At 40.1% G+C, this 24,225-nt stretch carries 25 protein-coding genes and 1 riboswitch; of the genes, 16 read left to right on the top strand and 9 right to left on the bottom strand.

Annotation, left to right across the window (positions count from 1 at the left end):
• Window positions 1-2 precede the first annotated feature (2 nt).
• Both ACL8WY_RS17365 and ACL8WY_RS17360 read right to left on the bottom strand, forming a co-directional pair.
• Window positions 3-2,120, bottom strand: a complete 2,118-nt coding sequence (locus ACL8WY_RS17365; protein ID WP_436516029.1) for a nitrite reductase — start codon at window positions 2,118-2,120, stop codon at window positions 3-5.
• A 171-nt stretch (window positions 2,121-2,291) separates the two neighbouring features.
• On the bottom strand, window positions 2,292-3,500 hold the full coding sequence (locus ACL8WY_RS17360; RefSeq protein ID WP_436516027.1) for a trans-sulfuration enzyme family protein: 1,209 nt from the start codon (window positions 3,498-3,500) through the stop codon (window positions 2,292-2,294).
• Window positions 3,501-3,650: 150 nt separating this feature from the next.
• A riboswitch (SAM riboswitch) is annotated at window positions 3,651-3,751 on the bottom strand.
• 178 nt (window positions 3,752-3,929) lie between these two features.
• Between ACL8WY_RS17360 and ACL8WY_RS17355 the strand changes: the two genes are divergently transcribed.
• The 3 genes from ACL8WY_RS17355 to ACL8WY_RS17345 all read left to right on the top strand — a co-directional run bounded on the left by ACL8WY_RS17355 (window position 3,930) and on the right by ACL8WY_RS17345 (window position 8,168).
• Window positions 3,930-6,296, top strand: a complete 2,367-nt coding sequence (locus ACL8WY_RS17355; protein WP_436516026.1) for an ABC transporter permease — start codon at window positions 3,930-3,932, stop codon at window positions 6,294-6,296.
• 185 nt (window positions 6,297-6,481) lie between these two features.
• Window positions 6,482-7,681, top strand: a complete 1,200-nt coding sequence (locus tag ACL8WY_RS17350) for an NAD(P)/FAD-dependent oxidoreductase (protein WP_436516025.1) — start codon at window positions 6,482-6,484, stop codon at window positions 7,679-7,681.
• A gap of 121 nt (window positions 7,682-7,802) precedes the next feature.
• Window positions 7,803-8,168 (top strand): glyoxalase, encoded by a 366-nt coding sequence (locus ACL8WY_RS17345; protein WP_436516023.1) that lies wholly within the window; start codon window positions 7,803-7,805, stop codon window positions 8,166-8,168.
• Window position 8,169: 1 nt separating this feature from the next.
• Here the strand turns inward: ACL8WY_RS17345 and ACL8WY_RS17340 are convergent, their stop codons facing one another.
• A complete protein-coding gene (locus tag ACL8WY_RS17340; protein WP_436516022.1) occupies window positions 8,170-8,379 on the bottom strand; it encodes an RNA-binding S4 domain-containing protein in 210 nt (69 codons plus the stop codon).
• 130 nt (window positions 8,380-8,509) lie between these two features.
• Between ACL8WY_RS17340 and ACL8WY_RS17335 the strand changes: the two genes are divergently transcribed.
• The 5 genes from ACL8WY_RS17335 (at window position 8,510) to ACL8WY_RS17315 (ending at window position 13,994) form a co-directional block, all read left to right on the top strand.
• Window positions 8,510-8,836, top strand: a complete 327-nt coding sequence (locus ACL8WY_RS17335) for a PadR family transcriptional regulator (RefSeq protein WP_436516021.1) — start codon at window positions 8,510-8,512, stop codon at window positions 8,834-8,836.
• Window positions 8,833-11,451, top strand: coding sequence for an ABC transporter permease (locus ACL8WY_RS17330; RefSeq protein WP_436516020.1), 2,619 nt, complete (start codon window positions 8,833-8,835; stop codon window positions 11,449-11,451). The genes ACL8WY_RS17335 and ACL8WY_RS17330 overlap by 4 nt, the downstream gene beginning before the upstream one ends.
• A 127-nt stretch (window positions 11,452-11,578) precedes the next feature.
• Window positions 11,579-12,319 (top strand): tRNA1(Val) (adenine(37)-N6)-methyltransferase, encoded by a 741-nt coding sequence (locus tag ACL8WY_RS17325; protein WP_436516019.1) that lies wholly within the window; start codon window positions 11,579-11,581, stop codon window positions 12,317-12,319.
• A 113-nt stretch (window positions 12,320-12,432) separates the two neighbouring features.
• On the top strand, window positions 12,433-13,617 hold the full coding sequence (locus ACL8WY_RS17320) for a cytochrome-c peroxidase (RefSeq protein WP_436516018.1): 1,185 nt from the start codon (window positions 12,433-12,435) through the stop codon (window positions 13,615-13,617).
• Window positions 13,618-13,697: 80 nt separating this feature from the next.
• The gene (locus ACL8WY_RS17315; RefSeq protein ID WP_436516017.1) at window positions 13,698-13,994 is read left to right on the top strand and encodes a rhodanese-like domain-containing protein; all 297 of its coding nucleotides are present in this window, start codon (window positions 13,698-13,700) and stop codon (window positions 13,992-13,994) included.
• On the opposite strand, the gene ACL8WY_RS17310 is transcribed toward ACL8WY_RS17315, so the two are convergent.
• The gene (locus ACL8WY_RS17310; RefSeq protein WP_436516015.1) at window positions 13,951-14,850 is read right to left on the bottom strand and encodes a sterol desaturase family protein; all 900 of its coding nucleotides are present in this window, start codon (window positions 14,848-14,850) and stop codon (window positions 13,951-13,953) included. The two genes, ACL8WY_RS17315 and ACL8WY_RS17310, sit on opposite strands and share 44 nt — an antisense overlap.
• 95 nt (window positions 14,851-14,945) lie before the next feature.
• Here ACL8WY_RS17310 and ACL8WY_RS17305 point away from each other — a divergent pair, with 95 nt between their 5' ends.
• Window positions 14,946-15,512, top strand: a complete 567-nt coding sequence (locus tag ACL8WY_RS17305; RefSeq protein ID WP_436516014.1) for a peroxiredoxin-like family protein — start codon at window positions 14,946-14,948, stop codon at window positions 15,510-15,512.
• Between the two features lie 7 nt (window positions 15,513-15,519).
• Here ACL8WY_RS17305 and ACL8WY_RS17300 read toward each other — a convergent pair whose 3' ends face one another.
• Together ACL8WY_RS17300 and ACL8WY_RS17295 are read right to left on the bottom strand one after the other, a co-directional pair.
• Entirely contained in the window at window positions 15,520-16,542 is a 1,023-nt protein-coding gene (locus ACL8WY_RS17300) for a D-alanine--D-alanine ligase family protein (protein ID WP_436516013.1), read from the bottom strand.
• A 21-nt stretch (window positions 16,543-16,563) separates the two neighbouring features.
• On the bottom strand, window positions 16,564-16,761 hold the full coding sequence (locus ACL8WY_RS17295) for a hypothetical protein (protein ID WP_436516012.1): 198 nt from the start codon (window positions 16,759-16,761) through the stop codon (window positions 16,564-16,566).
• A 54-nt stretch (window positions 16,762-16,815) separates the two neighbouring features.
• Here ACL8WY_RS17295 and ACL8WY_RS17290 point away from each other — a divergent pair, with 54 nt between their 5' ends.
• Together ACL8WY_RS17290 and ACL8WY_RS17285 are read left to right on the top strand one after the other, a co-directional pair.
• Window positions 16,816-17,238, top strand: coding sequence for a hypothetical protein (locus tag ACL8WY_RS17290; protein WP_436516011.1), 423 nt, complete (start codon window positions 16,816-16,818; stop codon window positions 17,236-17,238).
• Window positions 17,239-17,973, top strand: a complete 735-nt coding sequence (locus tag ACL8WY_RS17285) for a VIT1/CCC1 transporter family protein (protein ID WP_436516010.1) — start codon at window positions 17,239-17,241, stop codon at window positions 17,971-17,973.
• Here the strand turns inward: ACL8WY_RS17285 and ACL8WY_RS17280 are convergent.
• Both ACL8WY_RS17280 and ACL8WY_RS17275 read right to left on the bottom strand, forming a co-directional pair.
• A complete protein-coding gene (locus ACL8WY_RS17280; protein ID WP_436516009.1) occupies window positions 17,970-18,542 on the bottom strand; it encodes a toxin-antitoxin system YwqK family antitoxin in 573 nt (190 codons plus the stop codon). The two genes, ACL8WY_RS17285 and ACL8WY_RS17280, sit on opposite strands and share 4 nt — an antisense overlap.
• Complete coding sequence (locus ACL8WY_RS17275; protein WP_436516008.1) at window positions 18,539-18,940, bottom strand: DoxX family protein; 402 nt, start codon at window positions 18,938-18,940, stop codon at window positions 18,539-18,541. Before ACL8WY_RS17275 ends, ACL8WY_RS17280 begins: the two co-directional genes overlap by 4 nt.
• Window positions 18,941-18,975: 35 nt before the next feature.
• On the opposite strand from ACL8WY_RS17275, the gene ACL8WY_RS17270 reads away from it, so the two are divergent.
• The 4 genes from ACL8WY_RS17270 to ACL8WY_RS17255 all read left to right on the top strand — a co-directional run bounded on the left by ACL8WY_RS17270 (window position 18,976) and on the right by ACL8WY_RS17255 (window position 22,256).
• Window positions 18,976-19,404: a response regulator transcription factor gene (locus tag ACL8WY_RS17270; RefSeq protein ID WP_436516007.1), complete on the top strand. Its 429-nt coding sequence runs from the start codon at window positions 18,976-18,978 to the stop codon at window positions 19,402-19,404.
• 72 nt (window positions 19,405-19,476) lie between these two features.
• Entirely contained in the window at window positions 19,477-19,983 is a 507-nt protein-coding gene (locus tag ACL8WY_RS17265; RefSeq protein ID WP_436516006.1) for a DUF4199 domain-containing protein, read from the top strand.
• A gap of 21 nt (window positions 19,984-20,004) precedes the next feature.
• A complete protein-coding gene (locus ACL8WY_RS17260) occupies window positions 20,005-21,276 on the top strand; it encodes a hypothetical protein (protein WP_436516005.1) in 1,272 nt (423 codons plus the stop codon).
• A gap of 98 nt (window positions 21,277-21,374) precedes the next feature.
• On the top strand, window positions 21,375-22,256 hold the full coding sequence (locus ACL8WY_RS17255) for a hypothetical protein (protein WP_436516004.1): 882 nt from the start codon (window positions 21,375-21,377) through the stop codon (window positions 22,254-22,256).
• A gap of 113 nt (window positions 22,257-22,369) precedes the next feature.
• On the opposite strand, the gene ACL8WY_RS17250 is transcribed toward ACL8WY_RS17255, so the two are convergent.
• A complete protein-coding gene (locus ACL8WY_RS17250; protein ID WP_436516003.1) occupies window positions 22,370-22,717 on the bottom strand; it encodes a hypothetical protein in 348 nt (115 codons plus the stop codon).
• Window positions 22,718-22,859: 142 nt separating this feature from the next.
• Here ACL8WY_RS17250 and hisS point away from each other — a divergent pair, with 142 nt between their 5' ends.
• The gene (gene hisS, locus ACL8WY_RS17245; RefSeq protein WP_436516002.1) at window positions 22,860-24,215 is read left to right on the top strand and encodes a histidine--tRNA ligase; all 1,356 of its coding nucleotides are present in this window, start codon (window positions 22,860-22,862) and stop codon (window positions 24,213-24,215) included.
• The last annotated feature ends 10 nt before the right edge of the window (window positions 24,216-24,225 follow it).

Genomic DNA, 24,225 nt, shown 5'->3' with positions numbered 1-24,225 from the left:
GCTTAGGCTTTATAATAGTTACTTACTACCAACCTTTGTTGTGGATCCAAACTTGAGCTTCGATCCAGGCGGATGCTTTCAATGAATGCTTTGGCATCAGCTAAATATGATTCGGCAAAAGCTGTATTTGGAGCATATCGATTGATCTTCAAAACTGTTTTCCCAAACGATTTGGCTACAGGGTAATTCGGGTTTTCACCAAAAGAAGCTTCAAAGTCATCCAATATTTTTTGATGTGTATTGCATTCAATACCATTATCCAGCAACAGCGCCTTGGCTCCAATAATGAATGCATTGTAGCTGTGATAGATAGCGTTTGCCCATTTCTTTTTATCAAAATCTTCTATCGCCCAATTGATCCGATCTTTGGCATCTTCCAAAATAGTATCCACCAGGTCGAAGACCACTCCTGCGCATTCACCTACTCCTACTTCAGGAACAAATGCATTTTCACTTCCCCAGTCAATCAACTCCTCGCCTTTGATTTCAGCTAAGTCAGCTAGTGGTTTAAGTAAATCGTAGAAATACTTCTTTCCCTCCCTTCGGAAGTATTGATTGAAATAGTCAGTTTCTTCGGCATTAGACTCATAGTCGTCAAGCAATATTCTCAAAGCAGCAGGTATCCGTCTCGTAGGAATTTTAATCACCTTCTCAGCGATATATCCTTGATGATCAGGCTCTATTCCACCTCCAACAACTACCTGCATGGCTGGGACTATAAGATCTCCTTTTTTAATGCTACTTCCGTGAAAACCAATATTGGCAATCATGTGCTGACCACAGGAATTCATGCAGCCACTGATTTTGATTTTAATTTGAGACTCATCAATTAAGTGAGGGTATTCATCACGAACAACTTTCTCAAGCTCGGTTGCCAATCGGGTGCTGTTAGTTACTCCCAAGGCGCATGTATCAGTGCCGGGACATGAAGTAACATCCGCCAAGGTATCAAATCCAGCAGCAGCCAAACCTAGTTCTTGAAGTGACATGTAAAGAGCAGCAAGACTCTCTTTGTTCACGAACCTCAACAAAAGTCCTTGATTGATTGTGAGCCTAATATCTGTTGATGTGTATGATTCCGCAATGAGAGCGACCTTTCTGGCGATAGTTGAAGAAATATTTCCAAGAGGAATTTTCACTTTGACAGCATAGAAGCCTTTTTGCTTTTGATTAATCACATTGATTCGACTCCATCTTTCGAAAGCTTCGCTATCCATCACCTTGTAATTTGAATAAGGCCTCTTTCTTACAGGTTCCGAATTTTCTGTATATGAGATTGGATAAATTTGCTCAGGCAGTGCCTTGTATTCCTCATCCACCAACCTTAAAAAGGTATCTAACCCTAACCCTTTCTTGGAATCGACCAAGTATTTTAACCTGGCTTTATGACGTCTCTCTCGCTCACCGTGCCGATCAAAAACCCGTAATGCTGCTTCAATAAATGGAATTACTTTTTCTTCAGGCAAAAAGTCAAAGGCCTGCTGACCAAAAAAGGTTTGCGCTCCGAGTCCGCCCCCAATAAGTACTTTAAATCCCCGAATCTTCCTTTTGATTTTCGGAATAAAACCAAAATCATGGATATAAGAAATTGCCTCATCTTTCTCACTGGAGGAAAAAGAGATCTTTATCTTTCTTCCCATATCCTGGCATACCGGATTGCGCAGGAAGTACTTAAATACTGCATCGGCATGCGGCGTTACGTCGAAAGGCTCATGAGGGTCTATCCCCGCTTGAGCCGATGCTGTGACGTTGCGAACCGTGTTTCCACAAGATTCGCGAAGCGTGACTCCAACCTGCTCCAATCGTTTCCATATCTCAGGTGTGTCATCAAGTGGTATGTGGTGCAGTTGTATGTTTTGCCTGGTGGTTAAATGAAGATTGCCATTTGTATAGTCATCGGATACATCCGCGATCACACGTAGTTGATCTGGCGTTACCTTACCATAGGGAAGCTTAATTCGCAGCATCTGTACACCTTGCTGTCGCTGCCCATACACACCTCGTGTGAGCCTGAAAGCCTTGAATCGTTCCTCCTCAATGACTCCAGAATGAAATCGATCTATTTTACTATTTAGCTCATCTATGTCTTGTTGAGCATCTTTTGATATTGTTACTGACATTTTTATTCTTTTGATGGTATAAAAAAACCCTGATGTCCAGGAGGCCATCAGGGTTTGTATTTGTGCTAATCTTATTTTACAAATACCTCTTTATTGATGGCTTATGTGTATCCTTCCAATACATGCACATATTGGTGCAACAACTGTCCTTTGCTTTCATCTTGACTATGTTCATGCGTTCATTATTTTATCGATTCTTGGATTTATCTTTTTGACCTTACTTGCCTGCAAGGCTTGTTCAATATCATTGAGTATGTCGTTGATGTTTTCTAAGCCAACAGAAATTCTGACTAGCCCTGGTGCGATACCTACACTAGCTCTTTCTTCTTCAGTCAATTTGCTATGAGTTGTGCTTGTAGGGTGAGTAACTGTAGTCCGTGTATCACCTAGATTGGGTGTTAGGCTCAACATATGAAGATTATCCAGAAATTTTACGCCTCTTTCTAATCCACCTTTAACAATGAACGTCACAATTGCACCACCGTGTTTCATTTGTTTTTTTGCTAGCTCACGCTGCGGATGGCTTTCCAAAAATGGATATTTGACCAATTCTAATTCTTCATGTCCTTCCAGATATGATGCAATTTTGGTCGCATTCTCGCAATGCTTTTCCATTCTCACAGCCAGAGTTTCCAAACTCTTGCTCAAAACCCATGCATTGAATGGAGAAAGACTCGGACCGGTGTGTCTAGCAAAAAATCGTAACTTCTCAATGAGATCCTTCTTTCCTACTATTGCTCCCCCAAGTGTTCGACCTTGACCATCTATGAATTTGGTAGCTGAATGGGTAACCAGGTGAGCACCCCACTCTATTGGATTTTGTAGGTATGGCGTAGCAAAACAATTGTCCACATTCAAGATGAGGTTATGTTTTTCTGCCAGCTGTCCCAGGTATTCCAGATCAACAATGTCCAAGCCCGGATTTGATGGGGTTTCCACGAAAATCATCCTAGTCTTTGGCGTAATTAAGCTTTCCCATTTTTCCGGCCGATGGATATTGAAGTATGAGTGCTCAATACCCCATTTTGGAAGTATTTTGGTAAAAAGCTGATGCGTCGATCCGAATAGCGCTCTAGATGCTAGTACATGATCACCATGCTGAAGTAACCCGGCAAGACTGGTAAACATCGCCGACATACCTGTAGCGGTGGCTAGTCCATCATCTGCCCCTTCCAATAAACAGAGCTTTTCAATAAACTCGTCGGTGTTGGGATTTGAATATCGTGAGTAGATGTTGCCCGGAATTTCATCGTTGAATTTAGCTCTGGCCTCCTCTGCGTTTTCGAAGGTGAATGAGCTTGTGAGATAAACCGGAGCTGAATGTTCTTGATGAGCGGCGTTCGGCAATTGCGTACGAATAGCTTGAGTTTCAAAATTCATTTTTGAAAAGGATTAAGAAATTAGAAAAAGGGAAAGTGTGGACAGACTTTTGGCCCGTGGATCAAATAATTAACGGCAACAACAGCACATAGATCGTGCGTGTGTATTGAGTAATTGAATACGCTGAATGTGTTTGTGTGCTTTCTTCATAATTTATATTCACTTTAAAAGTTCAGGAATTAGCACCTTGGTTTGGTTACCAGGTTGCTAGCACATCAACGAGCCTGTCTCTCCGTGCTTCTTTATAAATTTTATCTCTTCATCTATGAAAAGATGTGCCAAAACTGATGCAAAGATTTTGAACTTCCAAAAACTTTTTTAGAAAAAAATCATCATGAAGTTGTAACCCTTAGAAAAAACTATGGTATTTAATTAGGTTAATGCATCCTTTTTGAAATACAGCTGTCTTTACTCTTAAACACACTTACCATGAAGTTCAAATACTACCTTAAAATCACTTTACGTAACTTTTTGCGACATAAAGTTTCATCTGCTGTCAACCTGATTGGACTCACTACAGGCCTTACTTGCGCCTTCTTTATTTACCTCTGGGTGCAAGACGAATTGAGCGTAAATAAATTTCATGAAAAGGATGATCGGCTCTTTCGCGTTATGGAATTTCAGACATATTCTAATGAAATGTTTGCCACAAACTCCACTCCTGGACTACTTGGTGAGAGTCTGAAAATCGATTTTCCAGACATTCAATACTCGGCGACAACTACATGGATTGGGAAGTCACTATTAACCTATGATGGGGATAAATCTTTTAAAGAATATGGCTTTCATGTAGGTGAAGATTATTTCAATATATTCACTTACCCGCTACTGGTAGGCATCGCTGATGATGTACTGAAAGACAAAACATCCATCGTTTTGTCAAGAGATTTGGCGGAGAAATTCTTCGGAAGTGTTGAGCAAGCTGTGGGCAAAACATTGCGTTATGAGAACGATCGGGATTTCATTGTGTCCGGAGTATTTGAAAACATTCCTGATAACTCTACTTACGTTTTTGATTTTGTCCTATCCTTCGAAGATTATAAAGATCAAAACGAATGGGTCACCAGTTGGGGAAGCAATGGCCCTCACACTTACGCTGTGCTTAATAAAGGTGCTGATCCTGAAGAGGTTACTAAAAAAATAGCCGACTATGTGAAAATAAAAAATACTGAAGGTGACAGCAATATTGAGTTGTTTTTGAAGAAATATTCTGAACAGTACCTCTATGGAAATTATACTAATGGAGTGCAAGATGGTGGGCGTATTGAGTATGTCAGGTTGTTCTCCATTATTGCAATATTTATTCTGATTATCGCTTGCATCAACTTCATGAATCTCTCAACGGCTCGTGCTTCAAAGCGTGCTCATGAAGTTGGCGTTCGGAAAGCAATCGGGGCAGATAGACAAACACTGATCCGCCAATTTATAGGGGAATCCATGCTAATTACTTTCTTTTCGATGACCCTGGCTTATCTACTTGTTATCGTGCTATTGCCTCAATTCAATTTGATCACTGATAAACACATTGCCTTGGAGCTTACTACAGAATTGTTACTATTCTCTGCTATCACTGTAGTTGTTACCGGACTATTGGCGGGTAGTTACCCTGCCCTTTACCTCACACATTTCAATCCTGTGAAAGTACTAAAAGGGGAAATCAAAAGCTCAGCAGGAGAAATCTGGGCGCGAAAAGGATTAGTGATTTTTCAGTTTACCATTACCATTATTCTAATCGTGGGCGTGATTGTGATACATAAGCAAACGCAATACGCCTTCACCAAAAACCTGGGATACGACAGAGACAATGTGGTCTTCTTCTCACAAGAGGGAAGTATTCAAGACAAGAGAGAGGCCTTTTTCACAGAGCTTCGCAAGATTCCTGGTGTTGCTTCCGCTGCAGGTACTTCGCATAATTTATTGCACCAGATGAACAACACCAGTGGTTTGGATTGGCGTACCAAACAACCGGAAGAACGTATTCTGTTCGAAAATATTCGGGCGGACTTTGAGTTCCAACAAACCATGGGAATGGAACTTGTTGCAGGAAGATGGTTTGATAACAAGTTTGGATCAGATAGTACCAAAGTTATCATGAACGAAGCAGCGGTTAAGGTAATGGGCTTTTCCCCGGAAGAAGCGATCGGCGAGAATATCAAACTGTGGGATGAATATGACTTGGAAATCATTGGGGTATTGAAAGATTTTCACTACCAATCTATCCACACAGAAGTGTCACCTGCATTCTTTTGGCTAGGCGAAACCTGGAATGTGGCTGCTCGGCTGGAAGCAGGAAAAGAAGTACAGGCCATGACCAAGGTGCAAGAACTTTACGAAGAATTCTGCCCGGGCTTCATCTTTGAATATGAATTTTTAGATCAGAGCTATCAGGAGCTATATGAAGCAGAATCACGAATTGGAACACTCTCCTCCTACTTTGCTGGCTTTGCCATTCTTATCTCTTGTCTTGGGCTGTTTGGGTTGGCAACTTTTACAGCAGAGCGTCGCTTGAAAGAGATTGGCATTCGAAAAGTACTTGGTGCTTCGGTGACCAATATTGTGATGATGCTTTCCAAAGACTTTACAAAGTTGGTTGGAATCTCAATTGTCTTCGCTATTCCTGTATCGTATTACTTTATGAACCAATGGTTAGAGAGCTTTGCATACAAAATTGAGCTAAGTTTCTGGATATTTATTGGAACAGCTGCGATCTCATTATTGATTGCTTGGTTGACCGTGAGTTCTCAAGCAATGAGAGCCGCGCACGTCAACCCTTCTAAGTGCTTAAAAGATGAATAATTCAGATTCAATTTGATACTTATGGTGAAGTAATTTTCCATGGGATAATCACAAGACAAGCAGTCGATCTTTCAAGCCATTCTATTTTTACCTCTGAGTAAACGCTGAAAGTAAAGTGATTGGTTCGACGCAATAAAAAATGATTGAATTGATTCAATCTCTTACATTTTCATTTACTTGGCAAAGTGAAAATTATCGTAATTGGAGGAGGAGCTGCTGGTTTTTTTACTGCGATCAATGTCGCTAAAAAACACGCTAATTATCAGGTTATCATCCTGGAAAAAACCACTAAGCTCTTGAGTAAAGTCAAGGTTTCCGGTGGTGGAAGATGTAATGTTACCAATGAACGAAGTAAGCCTTCTGAGCTAGTCCATTACTATCCCAGGGGTTCTAAGAAATTACATCAACTATTTAAAAGATTCACCACTTCTGATATGGTGGATTGGCTAGCTGCTCGAGGCGTGCAAACTAAAGCTGAAGCAGATAAACGGATGTTTCCAATTACTGATTCTTCCCAAACAATCATCGATTGTTTTTTGAATGAATCCAAGCGATTAAATGTAGAAATCATTCACAATCAGTCACTGGATATATTGAAGCAAGAAGGTGATCGATGGAAGGTGATTACTACTACTCAAACTTTTGAGGCAGACAAAGTGATAGTCGCTACCGGGTCTTCCCCGGCTACTTGGTCTGTTCTCCAACAAACAGGTTTAAAAATTACAGATGTCGTTCCTTCATTATTCACCTTCAATATCAAAGATGAAAGACTAGAAGGTCTTCAAGGCATTTCGTTTGACAATTCAAAGGTGAAAGTTGTCGGTAGCAAATTGGAGGAAACAGGGCCACTGCTTATTACGCATTGGGGATTAAGCGGTCCGGCTGTCTTAAAGTTATCGGCGTGGGGAGCTTACGAGCTCCAGGCAAAAAACTACGAATTTGAAGTTATGATCAACTTCACCGGAGATTTGAAACAAGCAGATTTCCAAAAACACTTGAGCCAATATATTGCCTCCAATCCCAAGAAGAAAGTAGTCAACTATCCGCTCTTCGATATTCCCAAGCGTTTTTGGGAACGGATAACAAGTCTTTGCAATATTTCTGCTGAAACTCCATTTGCAGAGTTATCAAATAAGCATATCAACAAACTAACAGAGGAGCTGATCCAAGGGAAATATCGAGTGCATGGTAAAAGTACCTTCAAAGAAGAGTTTGTGACAGCCGGAGGAGTAAAGCTGTCAGAAGTAAACCTGGAAACCTTCGAGTGTAAGCGATTTCCAAACCTTTACCTTGCCGGAGAAGTTCTGGATATTGATGCATTGACTGGTGGTTTTAATTTTCAGGCCTGCTGGTCAGCCGGTTGGGTCATTTCGGAGAGTATTTGACTTGCTACTGCTTTATTAGCGGCTGTACTCATAAAATCATTGGGGTAATTCTTTTTGCGAAAAATTCACATTTGCGAAAAAAGTAAGCGAAATTACTGATCGTCACCATTTTTTTACCAGTATGAAACCTGCCATTGGATCAATACGAGCGTTTGTTGGAGCAAAGGATTATCAACAGTCCAGGGCGTTTTACCAGGCATGGGGATTTGATGAAGTCGTCACCTCTCCCAAGATGTCCTACTTCTCAATTGAGAATTTTGGCTTCTATCTACAGGATTTCTATGTAAAGGACTGGATTGAGAATACAATGCTTTTTCTAGAGGTGAGCAATCTATCAGACTATTGGGAAATACTGAAAGGAAAAAATTTAGACCAAAAGTTCGAGGGCGTCAAACTCGTTGAGCCTACCTCCTTCGACTGGGGACAAGAAGGATTCGTTTATGATCCTTCGGGTGTGCTATGGCACATCGGAGAGTTCAACAGGTAACTCACTTGATTTCAACTTCATTGCCTTCGAAGCTTACCTTGTCACCGACACGAAGCTTCTTTCTTCTCTGTTTTTCTACTTGTCCGTTTACCTGAACAAGGCCCTCATCGATAAACTGCTTGGCCTCACCCCCTGAACCTACTAACTGCATGATTTTAAGCAGCTTATTTAGCTCAATAAAATCGAATCCCTCTAACTCAAATGTTTGCATTATGCAAAGCTACTGAACTGATTTAAATATTAATTCTTAAAAATAGAAACATATTGGATAAACTCGCCGTATGATTAATTCTTAAAAGTAGAAACTAATACATATTAGCTTCAAAAAAATAATAACTAACATGAAAGGATATCTTGGAGAATTTGAGGAATTAGTGCTGCTGACGATCGCTAATCTTGCTAAAGATGCTTACGGGGTTGCCATATTAAATGATATTTCAGAACGCGCCAATCGCAAGTTGAGCATCGGGGCCTTACACTCCACGCTTACTCGACTTGAGGAAAAGGGGTACATCTCCTCCTTCCTTGGCGAGCCTACGAATGAAAGAGGCGGACGAAGAAAACGCTATTTCGAGCTTACAGATAGTGCTATTTCCGAATTGAATAATATGAAAGCGCTAAGAGATCAACTTTGGGCGGGTTCAAAAATAAACCTTTCACTGAAATGAAATCAACAGTGCAACCTCCATTACTTGCCCAGCGATTGCTGAAATGGTATGCTGGCAAAGCTGAACTAGAAGATATTCAAGGTGACCTTGATGAGGTCTATGGACTAAACCTTGAAGATACAGGTAAGCTTAATAGCGACCTTAAATACTGGATCCAGGTGCTTTCACTCTTGTTTTCTTATGGACTAAAAAAGCGGAAATCAAAAGCCGCCTATTCACCTTTTTATCAAAAAAACTCATTCGCTATGATCAAAAACTATTTCAAGATCGCAATTCGCAATTTCTCCAAGCACAAACTATTCACATCCTTAAACATTCTTGGCTTAGCACTAGGAATGTCTATTTGCCTTTTAGCTCTATCCATATCTGTTGCAATCTATCAGACTGACTCCTGGCAGGAAAACAAAGACAGAATCTTTCAGATCAATACACACATCGCAGATGTGGAGAGTGACCGAACTTTCGGATCCACATTCAACGCAATGGGTACTCACCTAAAAGAGCAGTATCCCTTCATAGAAAACACGGTAACGATTAAGGATAATTTTAATCCGGAGGTAAATCATCATGGCAACCTGCTGAATTTTCATGGCTACTATACTGATCAATCCTTTCTGGATATTTTCAGCTTCAAGCTTGTGAAAGGTGATCAAAAAACAGCTCTCAAATTACCTTCCAGTATTGTGATTACTGAAAAAGTGGCTCAGAAGCTCTTTAGAGATGAAGATCCTATTGGGAAGACCCTACTTACGGATTATGGGGCCCTAAGCGTCACAGGAGTGCTGGAAAATCCTAAGCAAACACACTTTTATTTTGAGGTACTCACTTCACTTGAAAATCATCCTGCAGTGATTGCCTCGAATCTTGATAATGATTGGTTTAATCATAGCAGAAACTATGTGTATGCTTTGTTAGATAATTCGGATTCAGAACCGCTATTTGCGGAAGCACTGGATCAGATCACCGCTCGAGCAGCCACTTTCAACCCAGACAGAGAAGTAGCTTTGGAATACATCAACCTCGATGGCGTAGTTCCGCGATGGAATATCAGTCAGGCAATAGGTATTGGGTGGGATCACCCTACCATGATTTTCTTCTTGGTTATAGGGCTTTTAGTGCTACTTCCTGCTGTTTTCAACTACACCAATATGTCCATTGCTCGTGCCTTAAAGCGTTCTAAAGAGATAGGTATTCGTAAGGTTGTTGGTGCTGAAAAAATTCAAATCAAAGCACAGTTTATCGTCGAGACAATCATTCTGTCAGTTTTAGCTCTCTTTGGATCCTTGCTCATCTTATACCCTATGAAGCGAGAGTTTTTATCAATGGTTTTAGCAGCGGAAGTACTCAATACCGACCCAAGCTTTGTTCAGATTTTAACCTTTCTTTTCTTCTCTATTCTTGTTGGCATATTGGCAGGCATATTCCCAGCTCAATATTTTGCAAGACTTAATCCTATTCAGACTTTGAAAGGAGAAATCAAAAATGGGAAGAGTAACGTTTCTGGTTTCAAGAAAGGCCTCTTTGTCTTTCAATTTTTCCTTTCGCTGGTATTCGTAATCGGCGTTTTGGCCATCGCTCGGCAGCATACCTATGTTGTCAACAACAACCATGGTTTCCTGTCAGAGAATATACTTTCTGTTCCTTTTGAAGGAATGGATCGCCAAATCGCTATCAACGAGCTTCAAAAACACCCGGATGTAAAAGCGCTAACCACCTCTTCCAACCTGCCGGGACTGTTCCTGGGATCGACGATAGATGCAACCTCAAACCAGCTAGACACTATCGGAGTGAATGAAGTTTTTATTGGTGATGACTTCATCGAAAACATGAACATGGAATTGGTCTGGGGTGAAAGTCAATCGCTGAGCCAATCGAATAAAAATGAAGAGTTGGTTTTGGTCAATGAGCAATTCATCCAAGCCATGAAAGTATTTAATGTACAAAAGGACACGCTGCAATTTTCGCTAGCCGATGGTACCAACTGCCGTATAGTTGGAATATTAAAAGACTTCAATTTTGAACCTTTAAGTGAGCTTATCAATCCACTCATGATGCGCTACTCAGTTGAAAACAGTCAGTATGCTTTGCTGGCTGTTAGCTCAACCAACATCAAACGAACCATTAGTGAACTAGAGGATATCTGGCAGGGTATCGATCAACAGATCAGTTTTAGGGCAACTTTCCTTGATGATGAAATCGAAGATGCCTACTATTTTCTTCGAGTGCAGATCAAATTCTTTAGTGTCCTTAGTGCGCTTGCCATCACAATCTCATGCTTGGGTCTGCTAGGCATGGTGTCATATACTACCGAAAACAGGACGAAAGAGATTGCGGTACGAAAGATCATGGGAGCTACCAATAGCAGCTTGTATTATCTTCTTACCAAGGATTTCATCAAACTCATTCTGATTGCAGCTTTGATAGCAATTCCGGTTTCGTATGTGTTTTACGATAAGCTTTTCCTCTATTTTCTTATTCGCTACGGAACAGGCCTTGGTTTCATCGAGATCTTCGTTAGCATTTTGTTCTTATTCCTTGTTGGGATCGTATCTATCTACTGGCAAACCTCTAAGGTGACTAAAGCAAACCCAGCAACGAAGTTGAGATATGAGTAAAACAAGGAAGTCAATTACCTGCAGTTAGGTCATGATGCACTGGTTTTAGTTGCTACATCTTAGGGTAAGATAAATAAATTCAGAATGGCTTGAAAGGAAGAGACCTCCTTAACCATATCTTCGCTGAATGCCAAATAGCTACTTTCAGTTCAAAAGATTCCGGGTAGAACAAGCGCTATCCGGAATGAAGGTAACGACCGATGCCTGTCTGTTTGGTGCATGGGTAGCTGATGAAATTAAAGAGTTAGGTAAAAGGCCAAAGCAAATATTAGATATAGGAACAGGTACAGGATTGCTTTCCCTAATGGTTGCTCAAATGAACGATGATACTCACATCGATGCTGTAGAAGTAAATAAGGAAGCATTTGAAGAAGCTAATAGAAACTTTGTGAAATCTCCTTGGAGCAATAGATTGACATGTAAGCATACTTCCATTCAGGATTTCGACGATGATCGATATGATGTTATTATATGTAATCCACCATTTTTTCAGAGTAGTTTCAAAGGCAAAAACTCTTCAAAAAATCAGGCGCTTCACTCCTCGCTTCTACCAATGAATGATTTAATAAAGAGCCTGCACAAGCTTATGTCGAATGAAGGTTATTTCTACCTCCTCTATCCAGAAAGAGAAATGGATCAATTTATAAGTCTAGCTGAAAAATCAAAGTTATATCCTGCTGAGATAGTCACAGTTAGAAATAAAGAAAGGAGTTCAGTCTTTAGAAATATGGCCAGATTTGAATTTCACAAAAAAGATCTCGAGGAATCAGAACTTATGATTCGAAGAGATGACCGAAAGTATACGACTGACTTTTGGAAGCTTTTAAAAGATTATTATCTGGATTACAATGATCCTGCCATGGTCTGAATTAGCCAGATTCTAACTATTCATCCAATTAAAAATCAATTTGGTCGAATGCTCTATACCAAATCACCAGTTTGACCATTATCCTGTCATCTAAAAACAAAACTCAAGATGATATGACAAAGAAATGGTTACTTCTTCTTTCCCTGATTTATTTTCTTAACGCATGTAGTTCTGCGGAGGTAGAAGAAACAATAACCATCTCGGATCAGGATGCCATCCTTGAACAATTCAATGGAGACATTGATTTAAATGAGCTTCCTAATTATGCTAATCAAGCTGTCCCAGCGTACATTTCTAAAGACAATACTTCAGGTAACCCAATCACCGATAGAGGAGCCATATTGGGTCGAATTCTATTCTATGATAAGAACTTATCCAGTGACAATTCAATAGCGTGTGCAAGTTGCCATCAGCAGGCATTTGCTTTTGGTGATGGAGACTTGGCTTCCACTGGCGTAAATGGAACAACGGGTAGACATTCGATGAGATTGATAAATGCACGTTTCGCAGAAGAAGCCAATTTCTTTTGGGACGAGCGAGCTGGTTCATTGGAAGAACAAACAACACAACCCATTCAAGATCATATTGAGATGGGTTTTAGCGGGCATAATGGCGATGATGACATTAACAGCCTATTTGACAGGCTGGAGTCCATTGAACACTATAATGAGCTTTTCACTTCAGTGTATGGAGACGAACAAGTAACTGAGCAGCGAATGCAAAATGCTCTTAGTCAGTTCATTCGAAGTATTCAATCATTTGATTCTAAGTATGATGAAGGAAGAGCTCTTTCAGGAAACAACAACGAGAATTTTTCAAACTTTACAGCGGAGGAAAATGAAGGCAAAGAACTTTTTATGAGACGACCAAACTTCAATAACAATGGGGTGAGAATTGGTGGTGGTTTAGGTTGTAATGCCTGTCACCGGGCGCCTGAGTTTGATATAGATCCAGGTAGCAGAAATAATGGCATAATAGCTTCACTCTCAAACCCAGATGAATTAGACATAGAAGTAACTCGATCACCATCGCTACGAGATCTTTTCAACAATGCTGGAGAAGCAAACGGCCCAATGATGCATACAGGATTTACCGAAGACATAGATGAAGTTTTGGAGCATTACAACAATATCTCAGAATCGGGAAACGGATTAGATAGAAGACTCAATCCAAACGGAAATCCTCAAAATCTAGCTATGACAGAGTCAGAAAAAGAGGCCGTAGTTGCTTTCCTAATGACATTGAGTGGATCAGATGTATACAGCAACTTGAAATGGGGAAACCCTTTCAGCCAATAAGCATTTACCAATTGGAACTATAAGTCGACACTGATAGTTTGTCTCCTCACATTGCTTATATAGCTTTAAATAAAAAAACCATGCTAGGATTATTTACTGGAAAATCTAAAAAACTCAAGAAATTCATAAGTGAAGGAGCCACAATTGTGGATGTACGATCAAAAACCGAATATGAAGGAGGTCACCTTAGAAACTCAATTAATATTCCTTTGGATAGTCTTCCAAAACAACTTGGCGACCTAGATAAGAACAAACCTGTGATTACTTGCTGTGCATCAGGCATGCGTAGCGGTTCTGCAAAACGAATGCTTAAAGCTCAAGGCTTTGAGGTAGTTAATGGTGGTGGTTGGATGAGCCTTGAGAAGTACGAGGTGTAAACCCATGGGTGATCTGTCCGGTGAAATTCTCCGGAAAATCTTCATCTCCCGAAAACCCTAGTTCGATATCTCTACCGCTTTTAGGAATGTAATTGGTCTTGAACAGATAATCCCATATACTGAGCGTCAATCCAAAATTAACGCCATAGCCTCGGCTCTCCGGAAGTGCTTTGGCATGATGCCAAATGTGCATTTGAGGGTTATTAAAAACATACCTGAGTGGTCCCAAATTAAGCTTGAAATTGGAATGATTGAAGTGACCTACGGCGAGTGTGAAAATATGGATGATAAAGAAATCCCTGAGTCCAATACCGATAAGTGCAAGAGGTAGATATTCAATAGTGCGATAAACAATCGTTTCCATCCAATGGTAGCGAAGATGAGCTGCAAAACCCATTTCCTTCACGCTGTGATGTACCTTATGAAATTCCCACAAAAATGGAACTCGATGAAGTAGCCTGTGCGTCCACCATTGCACAAAGTCTCTCACGATGAACCCCAATAGCAAGTGTGACCAAGTTGGCCAACTCATCACCTCAAAAGCCAATAAGTTATTAATACCTACGGACGCCAGCAGATCATTGAAAAAGTTGACAACTATGTCTGAGGCAGCATTGAATACGATAAGCGAAAAGATGAAGAAGTTGAAAAACATATAGAAGAAATCAAGCCAGAAATCCTTTCGAAACCGCGCTTGTCCTTTCCTCCATGGACGAACCCACTCAAGAATCAGAAAGAATAGAGAGACACCAATCAGCCAATAGAAATAACTATGCCACTGCGGTTGACTAATCTCGCTCCACAGATAATTTGCATATCCGGTATAAGAGTCTTTGATGAGCTGCCAGTAGTTCATAGCTAGTAAAGCTAAGGTCGGCTTGGAAAGTTCACAACTTGAAAGCCAATCGGTAATAATTATACGTAAGTTAGGGCTAGCAAACCACCACCACCATGACAACCGACAATAGAATTACATTAGACATCAATGCTCCGGCACCTATATTCAAACTTGATGACATTTTCGATAGGGAAATAGATTTGAGTAAGTATAAAGGAAAGAGGGTGTTAATAGCCTTTTTCAGACATGCTGGATGTCCGTTTTGCAATACCAGAGTTCATAATCTGGAAAAACACAACGAGGAACTAAAGAAAAGTGGATTTGAAATGATCTTCTTTTTTGAATCTAAAAAGGACCTTCTGCTCTCGAGCAATTTTCACAAAAGCATTTCACCTATTCCATTAATCTCTGATCCAGAAAAAAAATGGTACGATGCGTATGGCGTGGAAAGCTCCGGATTGAAATCGGCTAAAAGTCATTTCACTTCGTTTTTCAAACAAGTCTTTGAAGCTAAGAAGAAGAATTTACCAATTCATTGGATGTCCGGAGATGAGTCAATCAAGACAATACCTGCCGAATTTCTCATGGATGAGCGAGGTATCATTCGAAAGGTTCATTATGCCAAAGGACTTAGAGATCGGATGGCGATTGACGAAATCATAAAGTTTGCCCAAGGTTAGTCTATTGCTAAGCTCCTCTCTCAATCGCCAGTTCGACTAATTTATCAAGCAAGTCGGAATAGCTGAGTCCAGCTTCCTCCCACAGTTTAGGATACATACTTATGCTGGTGAATCCGGGGATGGTATTAACTTCATTGACCAAAACTTCGCCCTTATCTGTCAAAAACATATCTACTCTGGACATTCCCTGACAATCCAGTGCCTCATATGCCCGGACAGCAGTTTGCTGCAATTCTGGCAAAAACTTGCTGTCGATTTGTGCTGGAATATCAATTTCTGCATCGGATGAGGAATCGTATTTTTCTTCATAAGAGTAGAAATTCCCAGATCGCACCTCTCCTACTCCGCTGGCTTTTGGATTCTCGTTGCCCAGAACAGCACATTCCAGTTCGCGCCCTGATACGGATTCCTCAACGAGCACCTTGCGATCGTACTTCAAAGCATCAGAAACTGCTGCATTCCATTCCTTAGGATTGGTCACTCGATGAACTCCAACCGATGAACCCATATTCGCCGGTTTCACAAAAACAACAGATCCCAAACTACTTTTAACCTGCTCATAATCAGGAATATGTGCTCCTTTAATAATCAAAATCCAATTAGCTACTTTGATTCCGGAATCCCTTAGCAAACGTTTGGTCACATCCTTATCCATAGAAACAGCCGAACCAAGCACTCCTGGTCCTACAAATGGAATATTCAACAGGCTGAACAAACCTTGAACGGTACCATCCTCACCGTTGGGTCCATGTAGAATAGGAAATATGACATCAAAATGACCCAGTGACTTTCCATTGCTGTAAAAACATTCTTCTTCGCCAGGACAAATAGTGATCGGTTCTCCTTGCAACACGATCTCATCACCTAGCTCTTCGACTTTAACAAGTCTCCAATGCCCCTTTTGGGAAATCCCAATTAGTGTGATGTGATACTTCGAATGATCCAAAGCCTTCAAAATATTCATCGCAGATCGGATAGATATCCGATGCTCCGCTGACTGACCTCCACATAGGACAAGTAGGTTTTTCATTTTTTTGCCTTAAAAAAGAACTCAATATATTTCACGAAGTTCAAAATCCTCTCCTTTTCCGAATTGAATAAGTTCACTCATGAGATAGCGTTCCATTGATGCTATATCTTTTAGCTTATAATCATTCCTGCCAATCACCTCTAATAATATGAATTCGCTTTTCTCACCATAGTTGATTAAGCGATACTTTTTTCCAACACGCATACTCGAAAATGCCATTCCACTCATAATTACAGCAATATTATTGAGGTGATTTTGATTTACTTTTACAATATGAAAAAAATTATTCCTTTCCTCCTCATAATATGTGTTTGGCTTATTGGATGTAATGATGACGATTCCTCAGGAAATTTCGTCGGAGTGTGGGTTGCAAAAAGTGTAGCAGTAACCAATTGTCAAGATGATAATAGAAACGGTACGAATGGGATTTCATGTGATGATATAAGTTGCTATAGATTAGAATTGAATGAAGATGGATCTTACACTTACCAAAGAGGATTGGGAACTGAGGAAGGAACCTGGGACGTAAATGATTTTTTGACCCTGTGCGTGGACGAAGAAAATGAACTGGTTTGTGAGAATTTTTCGGTTCAATTCAGTGGAATTAGCATGATCTTAACTGCTGATTCAACATCTTCTGGCTGTACTTCTTCATTCTTTTTCGACCCAGAAGTACAAACAGACACCATCCAGTAAATGAATCACCAAACTCAGGAAGCCCACATTCATGGAGAAAATAACTTCTTCAGCAAGATCCAAACCTATCTAAGCGAATTTGTATATGGTGGCATTGATGGTAGCATAACCACTTTCGCTGTAGTTGCCGGAGCAGCTGGCGCCAGCCTCGAAAGCTCAATTGTTATCATTCTTGGTTTTGCCAATCTAATAGCTGATGGATTTGCCATGTCTGTGGGCAGCTACCTTTCCACTAAGTCTCAAATGGAGACCTACCAAAAACACAAAGCCATTGAATATTGGGAAGTTGATAATCTTCCTGAGAAAGAGCGAGAGGAAGTGCGGGAAATCTATGCAGCCAAAGGATTCGAAGGAGAGCTTCTTGAAAAAGTGGTAGATGTAATTACTGCAGACAAAGACCGCTGGGTGGACTTGATGATGAAGGAGGAATTAGAAATGGCAGAAGAAACAAAATCCCCGTTCAAAATGGGCGCAATTACCTTTCTTAGTTTTCTAATGCTCGGGTTTATCCCACTAGTGATATATGTAATTGATTATTTCAATCCTTTGGCATATAATCTATTTCTAATCTCATCCATTCTTACAGCTTTATGTTTTGTTGGAATAGGGTTTCTGAAGAGTCTGGCAACTGATACTGGGCGTATAAAGGGTATTTTAGAAACATTGCTCCTTGGCGGTGCTGCTGCTACCTTATCCTATTTTGTTGGAGATTTTCTGGAGCGACTGGTTTCTTAATTATTAACTAGCTCTCCCATATCATACTCATACTCAATCGTGAGGTTGCCCTCTTCATCAAACCATCTGGCAATCCCATCTATCTTTCCATTCACAAAATTTTTCTCCTCCATTATGGTGCCATTCACATAAAATCGTTCTTGCAATCCATGCAGTTCATTTCCTGAATAGTTCCTTCGCTCAGCAATACTTCTCCGATTATAAATCAGATATTCCCCACTCAATTGATCATTGTGATAAGAAGCCTTTGTCTGAACATAACCTGTATTATCAAAAAGCAGCTGCACACCCTGCTTCCTACCTTCGTAATAAGTAGTTATTGATTGAAGCCTGCCATCTACACCGTAGCTCGTCCAGGAACCATGATACTTACCATTTAGAAAATCGCCTTCACCAATTGTGATACCTTCTGATTTAATAACAGCTTTTTGTAGCTCAGGAATAGCCTCATAATCTTGTAAGATTGCACCTCCGGGAACTTGACTTTCTCCACCAGATGTGCTGTTCATAATCTTTGAATCTCCGCAAGAGCAAAGAGCAAAAGCTAAAATCCAAATATGCTTTTTCATTTCCTATTCAAAATTTTAGGTAAAACTTCAGTTAATATCTTGTCCTTGTTGTTAAACACAACAAATAATCCGCTTAAAAATACGATTAATGCATAATAGAATAGTTGACCTTTGTCGTCCATTACTTCGATCCCAAGAATAGTGAAATGCATGCCAATTGCTCCAACCATAAGACCAACCGCCAATAAACCACCGGCCCAGGCGGTTTTCGGAATTAATATCAATATGCAGGCAATGAGTTCTAATATTCCTATGAGCCATCTACCCCATGGCTCCATCCCAACTATTTTAAAAATGTACATAGACTCAGGAGAACCTGTAAATTTGAAATAAAGCGTCTGGCCCATTATAAATGCTGCGGCCAAACGTGCAACGATGTAAGCGATTTTTCTTAACATAGGAGTGATTTTAGAAGGCGAAAATTATATAAAATTTGAAAAGACTTCAGAAGTTAAATAGAATCTATTGGATATATGGTGGTGTAATGGGGCTACTGATGATCGTACTACAGATTATCCACTACAAAACCCTGGTACGCGACATGGAGGTAGAGGTCTATGGTGGGATAGTAGGAATTCTATTTCTTTTTTTTGGGATTTGGCTTGGCACTAATACTTTTCGGAAGAAAAGTTTAGATAAATATGATCGCGAAAAATTAGGACTCAGCAAGCGTGAACTCGAAGTATTAGAGCTACTCTCCCAAGGGTTGTCCAATCAGGAAGTGGCAGATAAGCTATTCGTGTCATTAAATACTGCCAAGACCCACATATCCAGCATCTATACCAAACTAAATGTGAAAAGGAGAACTCAAGCCATACAAAAGGCACGTGATCTGGCGCTCATTCATCCTCCAAAAGAATGATAATTTGCAAATCACCCGAAAGGATGATCAAAAACTGAAAGATTTGATTGTGCTTTGAAACAAAAAAAAGATATGAATAAGAAAATTGCATTAAAGTACGGATTGATCAGCGGGAGCCTGATCGTAAGCTCCTGGTTTATAACCTTGGGCTTGGAAGATGATCCAGATTTCGGAATGGCTGAGGTTCTAGGCTATGCAATCATGATTGCAGCACTCTCAGCTGTATTTCTTGGCATTAAGAAAATTCGTGATGAAAAAGGAGCTATCTCATTTAAGGAAGCCTTCTTCAATGGTCTGGGTATTACTTTGGTAGCCTCAGTTATCTATGTAATCGGCTGGATGATATATATGCCCAACTTCGCGCCTGATTTTGTGGACAAGTATCGTGCTTCTCAGATTGAGTTAATCGAACAATCTGATATAGCTGAGGAAGAAAAAATGAAGGAAATCAATGAAATGGATGATTGGATGGAAAGCTATAAAAAGCCACATGTGATGATTGCAATGACATTCACAGAAATTTTCCCTATTGGAGTCCTTATCACGCTTATTTCATCCTTGATACTGAAGAGGAAATAGATTTCTATCTAACTTTCCTGCATGATCAGGAAACTAGCTATTATATGCATTTGCAGCCTCATTATTGGTTGCAGTACTTCAGATAAGGAACAACGCCAACGAATACCTGACGGAACATACCGACCGTCAGGTTTTCATGCTTTCATAACTCACGGAACAGGCAACGAACCAATAAGCCTTCTCAAAACAGATACACTCTACCACCTTTTCTACACAACCGAAACAGACGAGTGGGGACATCTGACAAGTAATGACATGTTAAGCTGGCAACCTGCAATTTCATTTCCCATCCCAGAGCATGGATATGGTGAAGTCATATGGGATGAAAACAACCTAACAAATTTGAATGCGCCCTGGAATATTCTATGGAGCGATGGTGAACAACTTTTTCTGAATTATAGTCAAGACGGAATACAATGGACAGATCTGGAAAATCCCGTACTAAGAGCTAAAGGATTACCCTCTATCGTCTGGAGCGAAGACTTAGAACAATGGATACTAACACTGACGAATGAAAATGGAATCTTCATATTCACATCACAAAATCTAACAGAATGGACTACTGGCAATTCAATTACAAGTGAAGGTGCACTTAAGTCGTGGCTCATAGATATGGACGATGAATGGATCCTTTTGACTCAAGGAACAAAGCACCAATACCAGTTGGGCTCATTTGACGGGTCTGGCTTTCAACCAACTTCTGATAGGATTACAATTGAAGGTATTGATAGCGGAATAGGCACTTTAATCCGCGAAGGAGATGAAAATATTATCGTTACAAAAAATCGAACATCCAACAATCAACTGCCCACTTTTTCAACCCCATTGGCATTGGCTTTGAAAGATCAGAAACTTAAAATAAGGCCTCTAAAAGCAATGCAAAGTCAAATAGTAAGCAAACGCAGAGCCAGATTAAACAGGCTGCTGACAGATGGTCCATCATGGTACAATTTTGCTATCGAAGAGGAATTTGAAGTAATGGAAATCGTGGTTTCAGATGCCACCTCCGAAGTGCGGATGCTATGGGATAAAAATGCACAGACAATCAGCATAAGTGGATCAGCTTTAGCCTCCGATAATCCTACAACGATGACTTTCAAGAATGAAAACCCATTTGAAAGAGTGGTTGTAGACTTGCTAATTGATCACGCAAGCGTGGATTTTTTTCTCAATGATGGTGATTTCGCCACTAGCCTATTGACTTTGCCTGACTCATTTTTCTCTAAGGTGGAGGTATTCCTTAATGGTGAAAAATATGATGCTAAGGGGATTTTGTATGACATTGGAGTCTAACATTTACCACACTTTCGTAACCGATTTTAATCACTTGTAAACACATCTTTTAGCTTAAAAAAGATTAAACTTGAATTAAGAACCGAGAAACATAACCAATGAAGTCACTAATCAAAGTCCTAACAATAATATTACTTGCAGCATTTATAGTCAGCTGTAGTGGATCCTCATCTAATGAAAATGAGAAGTCAAAAGAAGAGCTGGCCGAAGAGAAAACAATACACGACCTGGAAAAATTGATGGAAGATCTACCTGATCCATCTTTAGTGCCTTTTACTTTAAAGTCTATAGGTGCCGATTTTGATAAGGCGCATATCAATTCCCTTGAGAAGATAGAATCATACAAGAGCAATCGAGATAAGATGGCTTTAAACATGGGCGTATATGCCTCTGACATCAGCTACCTTGCTGCCTATGGTCATGAAGATGATTGCATTGATTATCTAAGAGCATCGCACGGCATGGCAGAGTTTCTCGGCGATTCAGCTATTTATAATGAAAGCGATCTCGAAGAGTTCAGAGGTCACATTACTGCACAAAACGAAAATGAAATTTCTCGTATTTTAGGAAGGCTGTTTCTTGAAACTAGTGTGAAAATGGAGGAAGACCATCACTTGACAATGGCCGGGCTAGCCCTGACCGGAAGTTTTGTCGAAGGACTTTATCAAGCTGTAATCACACTCGAAACTTACCCTGATACTGAAGCTAATCAAAAGCTTTTGGAACCACTGGTGAAAATTGTCCTAGGTGAAGAACAAGCTCTTTTGGATATCATCGAAGTTTTAAATGACCTGCCTTTTGATGATACCATTGCTGAGATGATCACCGAACTTTCCATATTAGATCGACTCTATAAAGGCGACCTTCAGGAAATTGAAGAAAAGATGGAAAACGATCCTGATTTTGTACTGACCAAATCAGCGATGAGAGACATTACCTTGGAAGTCAAAGGAATCAGAAAAAGAATAACTGAGATATAGATACACCTAATTATCTAATCACAAAAGCACTGACTAGTCAGTGCTTTTTTTATACATATAAAAAACCTCCCGAAAAATCGGAAGGTTCTGTTTGGCTTGATAAAAAAGGATAATTACTTATCCTCAGTTTTCTTCTTAGGAGCTGCCTTTTTCTTAGGAGCAGCTTTCTTTGTTTCTTTTTCAGCCTTAGGAGCAGCTTCCTTCTTCTCAGCCTTTGGGGCAGCCTTTTTAGGTGCCGCTTTCTTAGCTTCCTTCTTAGGAGCGTCCTTAGGAGCGTCAGCTACCTCTGCTTTTTCAGCTTTTGGCGCTGCCTCTTTTTTTGGAGCCGCTTTCTCTGCTTTTGGAGCCGCTTTTTCAGCTTTAGGCTCGGCTTTCTTGGATTTGGCCGTCTTCGCAAATTCAGCCTTTATCTCTTCAATGTCTACATTCTTGATAGAAGGAACTGCGTTTAAACGCTTCATTGTGTTCACCCTATTCTTTGCGACATTCTTATTTTTTCTTCCTTTTCTTTCTAATCTTGTTACGGCCATTTTCTTGGTCTTCTTACGTGAAATGAGCCGCAAATTTAGGTTATTATGTAGTTTTGTCCAAAACGAATTCTCAATGTCTAAAAGTAAGCCTTCTCTGCCACGCGGCACACGAGATTTTGGTCCTGAAGTTTCAGCTAAAAGGAGCTATATCCTTGATAAAATCAAGCAAAATTTTATCAAATACGGTTTCAGCCAACTAGAAACTCCCGCCATGGAAAACCTCTCCACTCTAACAGGCAAGTATGGCGATGAAGGAGATCAATTGCTTTTCAAAATACTCAACTCAGGAGATTATCTGAACAAGACTAATCCTGAAGACATAGCAAAAGGTAGCAAACACCTTACCTCTAAAATTTCAGAAAAAGGCCTCCGCTACGACTTGACTGTTCCTTTTGCACGATTCGTAGTGATGAATCAAAATGAAATATCATTCCCCTTTAAAAGATTTCAAATACAACCGGTCTGGAGAGCAGATCGTCCGCAGAAAGGAAGGTACCGGGAATTCTATCAATGCGATGCGGACATCATTGGAAGCAATGGAATTTGGAATGAAGCTGAACTTACACTCTTGTTCAATGACGTATTCAATGACCTGCAACTTGTAGATTATGTCATCAAAGTCAATCACAGAGATATCCTCTTTCTGTTAGCAGAGTATGTTGATTTAAAGGAACAGGCTGTTCCCTTTTGTGCAGAAATTGACAAATTGGATAAAATTGGCGAAGCAAAGGTCATTGAGAATATTACCTCTTTAGGCGGAAGTGCTAGTAAAATTCGCGAGGTGATGGATATCCTATCAATAACTGATCGGGACAAACTTATTCTGAAGGTTAAATCAATCAATCCTGAGAATAAAGGAGTAAAGGAGATCATATCATATTTCGAAACTTTGGATCAGTTCAAAGAAAAAAATCTTAAGGTAGAATTCGATTTATCTCTGGCAAGAGGTCTCTCCTATTACACAGGAGTGATTTACGAAGTAAAGCCGACAAGCATCCAAATGGGAAGTATATGCGGTGGTGGTCGATATGACAATCTCACCGGAGTATTTGGATTAAATGGCATCTCCGGAATTGGTATTTCATTTGGTTTGGATCGTATTTATGATGTAATGGAAGAGTTGAGTCTATTCCCGGATCAAATCACTCAACCACTGGAGTTATTGATTGTGCATTTCAGCGAAGAGAATCTTAGACATGGGCAAATGGTAGTGATGAAGCTACGGCAGGCAGGCGTCAAAGCAGATCTTTATCCCGATACAGATAAGATCAAGAAACAATTCAATTATGCAGACAAGATTCGAACACCTTACACCTTGATTATTGGCGATAATGAAATGCAATCTGGCGAATACATGCTCAAAAACATGGATTCAGGAGAACAAAATCCCATGAATCTGGATAAAATAATCCAGCATTTTAAAGGTTAACTTTACGACA

Origin of the sequence: Ekhidna algicida, assembly GCF_051379705.1 — a bacterium.
In the GTDB taxonomy this organism is placed as follows: Bacteria; Bacteroidota; Bacteroidia; order Cytophagales; family Cyclobacteriaceae; genus Ekhidna.
Note: the sequence above shows the minus strand (reverse complement) of the source record. Positions and strands in the feature narration are given on the sequence as shown.

Bases quoted from the DNA above. Each gene is read 5' to 3' on its own strand.
- ACL8WY_RS17365 (WP_436516029.1), bottom strand. From the start codon at position 2,120: ATGTCAGTAACAATATCAAAAGATGCTCAACAAGACATAGATGAGCTA.
- ACL8WY_RS17360 (WP_436516027.1), bottom strand. From the start codon at position 3,500: ATGAATTTTGAAACTCAAGCTATTCGTACGCAATTGCCGAACGCCGCT.
- ACL8WY_RS17355 (WP_436516026.1), top strand. From the start codon at position 3,930: ATGAAGTTCAAATACTACCTTAAAATCACTTTACGTAACTTTTTGCGA.
- ACL8WY_RS17345 (WP_436516023.1), top strand. From the start codon at position 7,803: ATGAAACCTGCCATTGGATCAATACGAGCGTTTGTTGGAGCAAAGGAT.
- ACL8WY_RS17340 (WP_436516022.1), bottom strand. From the start codon at position 8,379: ATGCAAACATTTGAGTTAGAGGGATTCGATTTTATTGAGCTAAATAAG.
- ACL8WY_RS17335 (WP_436516021.1), top strand. From the start codon at position 8,510: ATGAAAGGATATCTTGGAGAATTTGAGGAATTAGTGCTGCTGACGATC.
- ACL8WY_RS17330 (WP_436516020.1), top strand. From the start codon at position 8,833: ATGAAATCAACAGTGCAACCTCCATTACTTGCCCAGCGATTGCTGAAA.
- ACL8WY_RS17325 (WP_436516019.1), top strand. From the start codon at position 11,579: ATGCCAAATAGCTACTTTCAGTTCAAAAGATTCCGGGTAGAACAAGCG.
- ACL8WY_RS17320 (WP_436516018.1), top strand. From the start codon at position 12,433: ATGACAAAGAAATGGTTACTTCTTCTTTCCCTGATTTATTTTCTTAAC.
- ACL8WY_RS17315 (WP_436516017.1), top strand. From the start codon at position 13,698: ATGCTAGGATTATTTACTGGAAAATCTAAAAAACTCAAGAAATTCATA.
- ACL8WY_RS17310 (WP_436516015.1), bottom strand. From the start codon at position 14,850: ATGAACTACTGGCAGCTCATCAAAGACTCTTATACCGGATATGCAAAT.
- ACL8WY_RS17305 (WP_436516014.1), top strand. From the start codon at position 14,946: ATGACAACCGACAATAGAATTACATTAGACATCAATGCTCCGGCACCT.
- ACL8WY_RS17300 (WP_436516013.1), bottom strand. From the start codon at position 16,542: ATGAAAAACCTACTTGTCCTATGTGGAGGTCAGTCAGCGGAGCATCGG.
- ACL8WY_RS17295 (WP_436516012.1), bottom strand. From the start codon at position 16,761: ATGGCATTTTCGAGTATGCGTGTTGGAAAAAAGTATCGCTTAATCAAC.
- ACL8WY_RS17290 (WP_436516011.1), top strand. From the start codon at position 16,816: ATGAAAAAAATTATTCCTTTCCTCCTCATAATATGTGTTTGGCTTATT.
- ACL8WY_RS17285 (WP_436516010.1), top strand. From the start codon at position 17,239: ATGAATCACCAAACTCAGGAAGCCCACATTCATGGAGAAAATAACTTC.
- ACL8WY_RS17280 (WP_436516009.1), bottom strand. From the start codon at position 18,542: ATGAAAAAGCATATTTGGATTTTAGCTTTTGCTCTTTGCTCTTGCGGA.
- ACL8WY_RS17275 (WP_436516008.1), bottom strand. From the start codon at position 18,940: ATGTTAAGAAAAATCGCTTACATCGTTGCACGTTTGGCCGCAGCATTT.
- ACL8WY_RS17265 (WP_436516006.1), top strand. From the start codon at position 19,477: ATGAATAAGAAAATTGCATTAAAGTACGGATTGATCAGCGGGAGCCTG.
- ACL8WY_RS17260 (WP_436516005.1), top strand. From the start codon at position 20,005: ATGATCAGGAAACTAGCTATTATATGCATTTGCAGCCTCATTATTGGT.
- ACL8WY_RS17255 (WP_436516004.1), top strand. From the start codon at position 21,375: ATGAAGTCACTAATCAAAGTCCTAACAATAATATTACTTGCAGCATTT.
- ACL8WY_RS17250 (WP_436516003.1), bottom strand. From the start codon at position 22,717: ATGAAGCGTTTAAACGCAGTTCCTTCTATCAAGAATGTAGACATTGAA.
- hisS (WP_436516002.1), top strand. From the start codon at position 22,860: ATGTCTAAAAGTAAGCCTTCTCTGCCACGCGGCACACGAGATTTTGGT.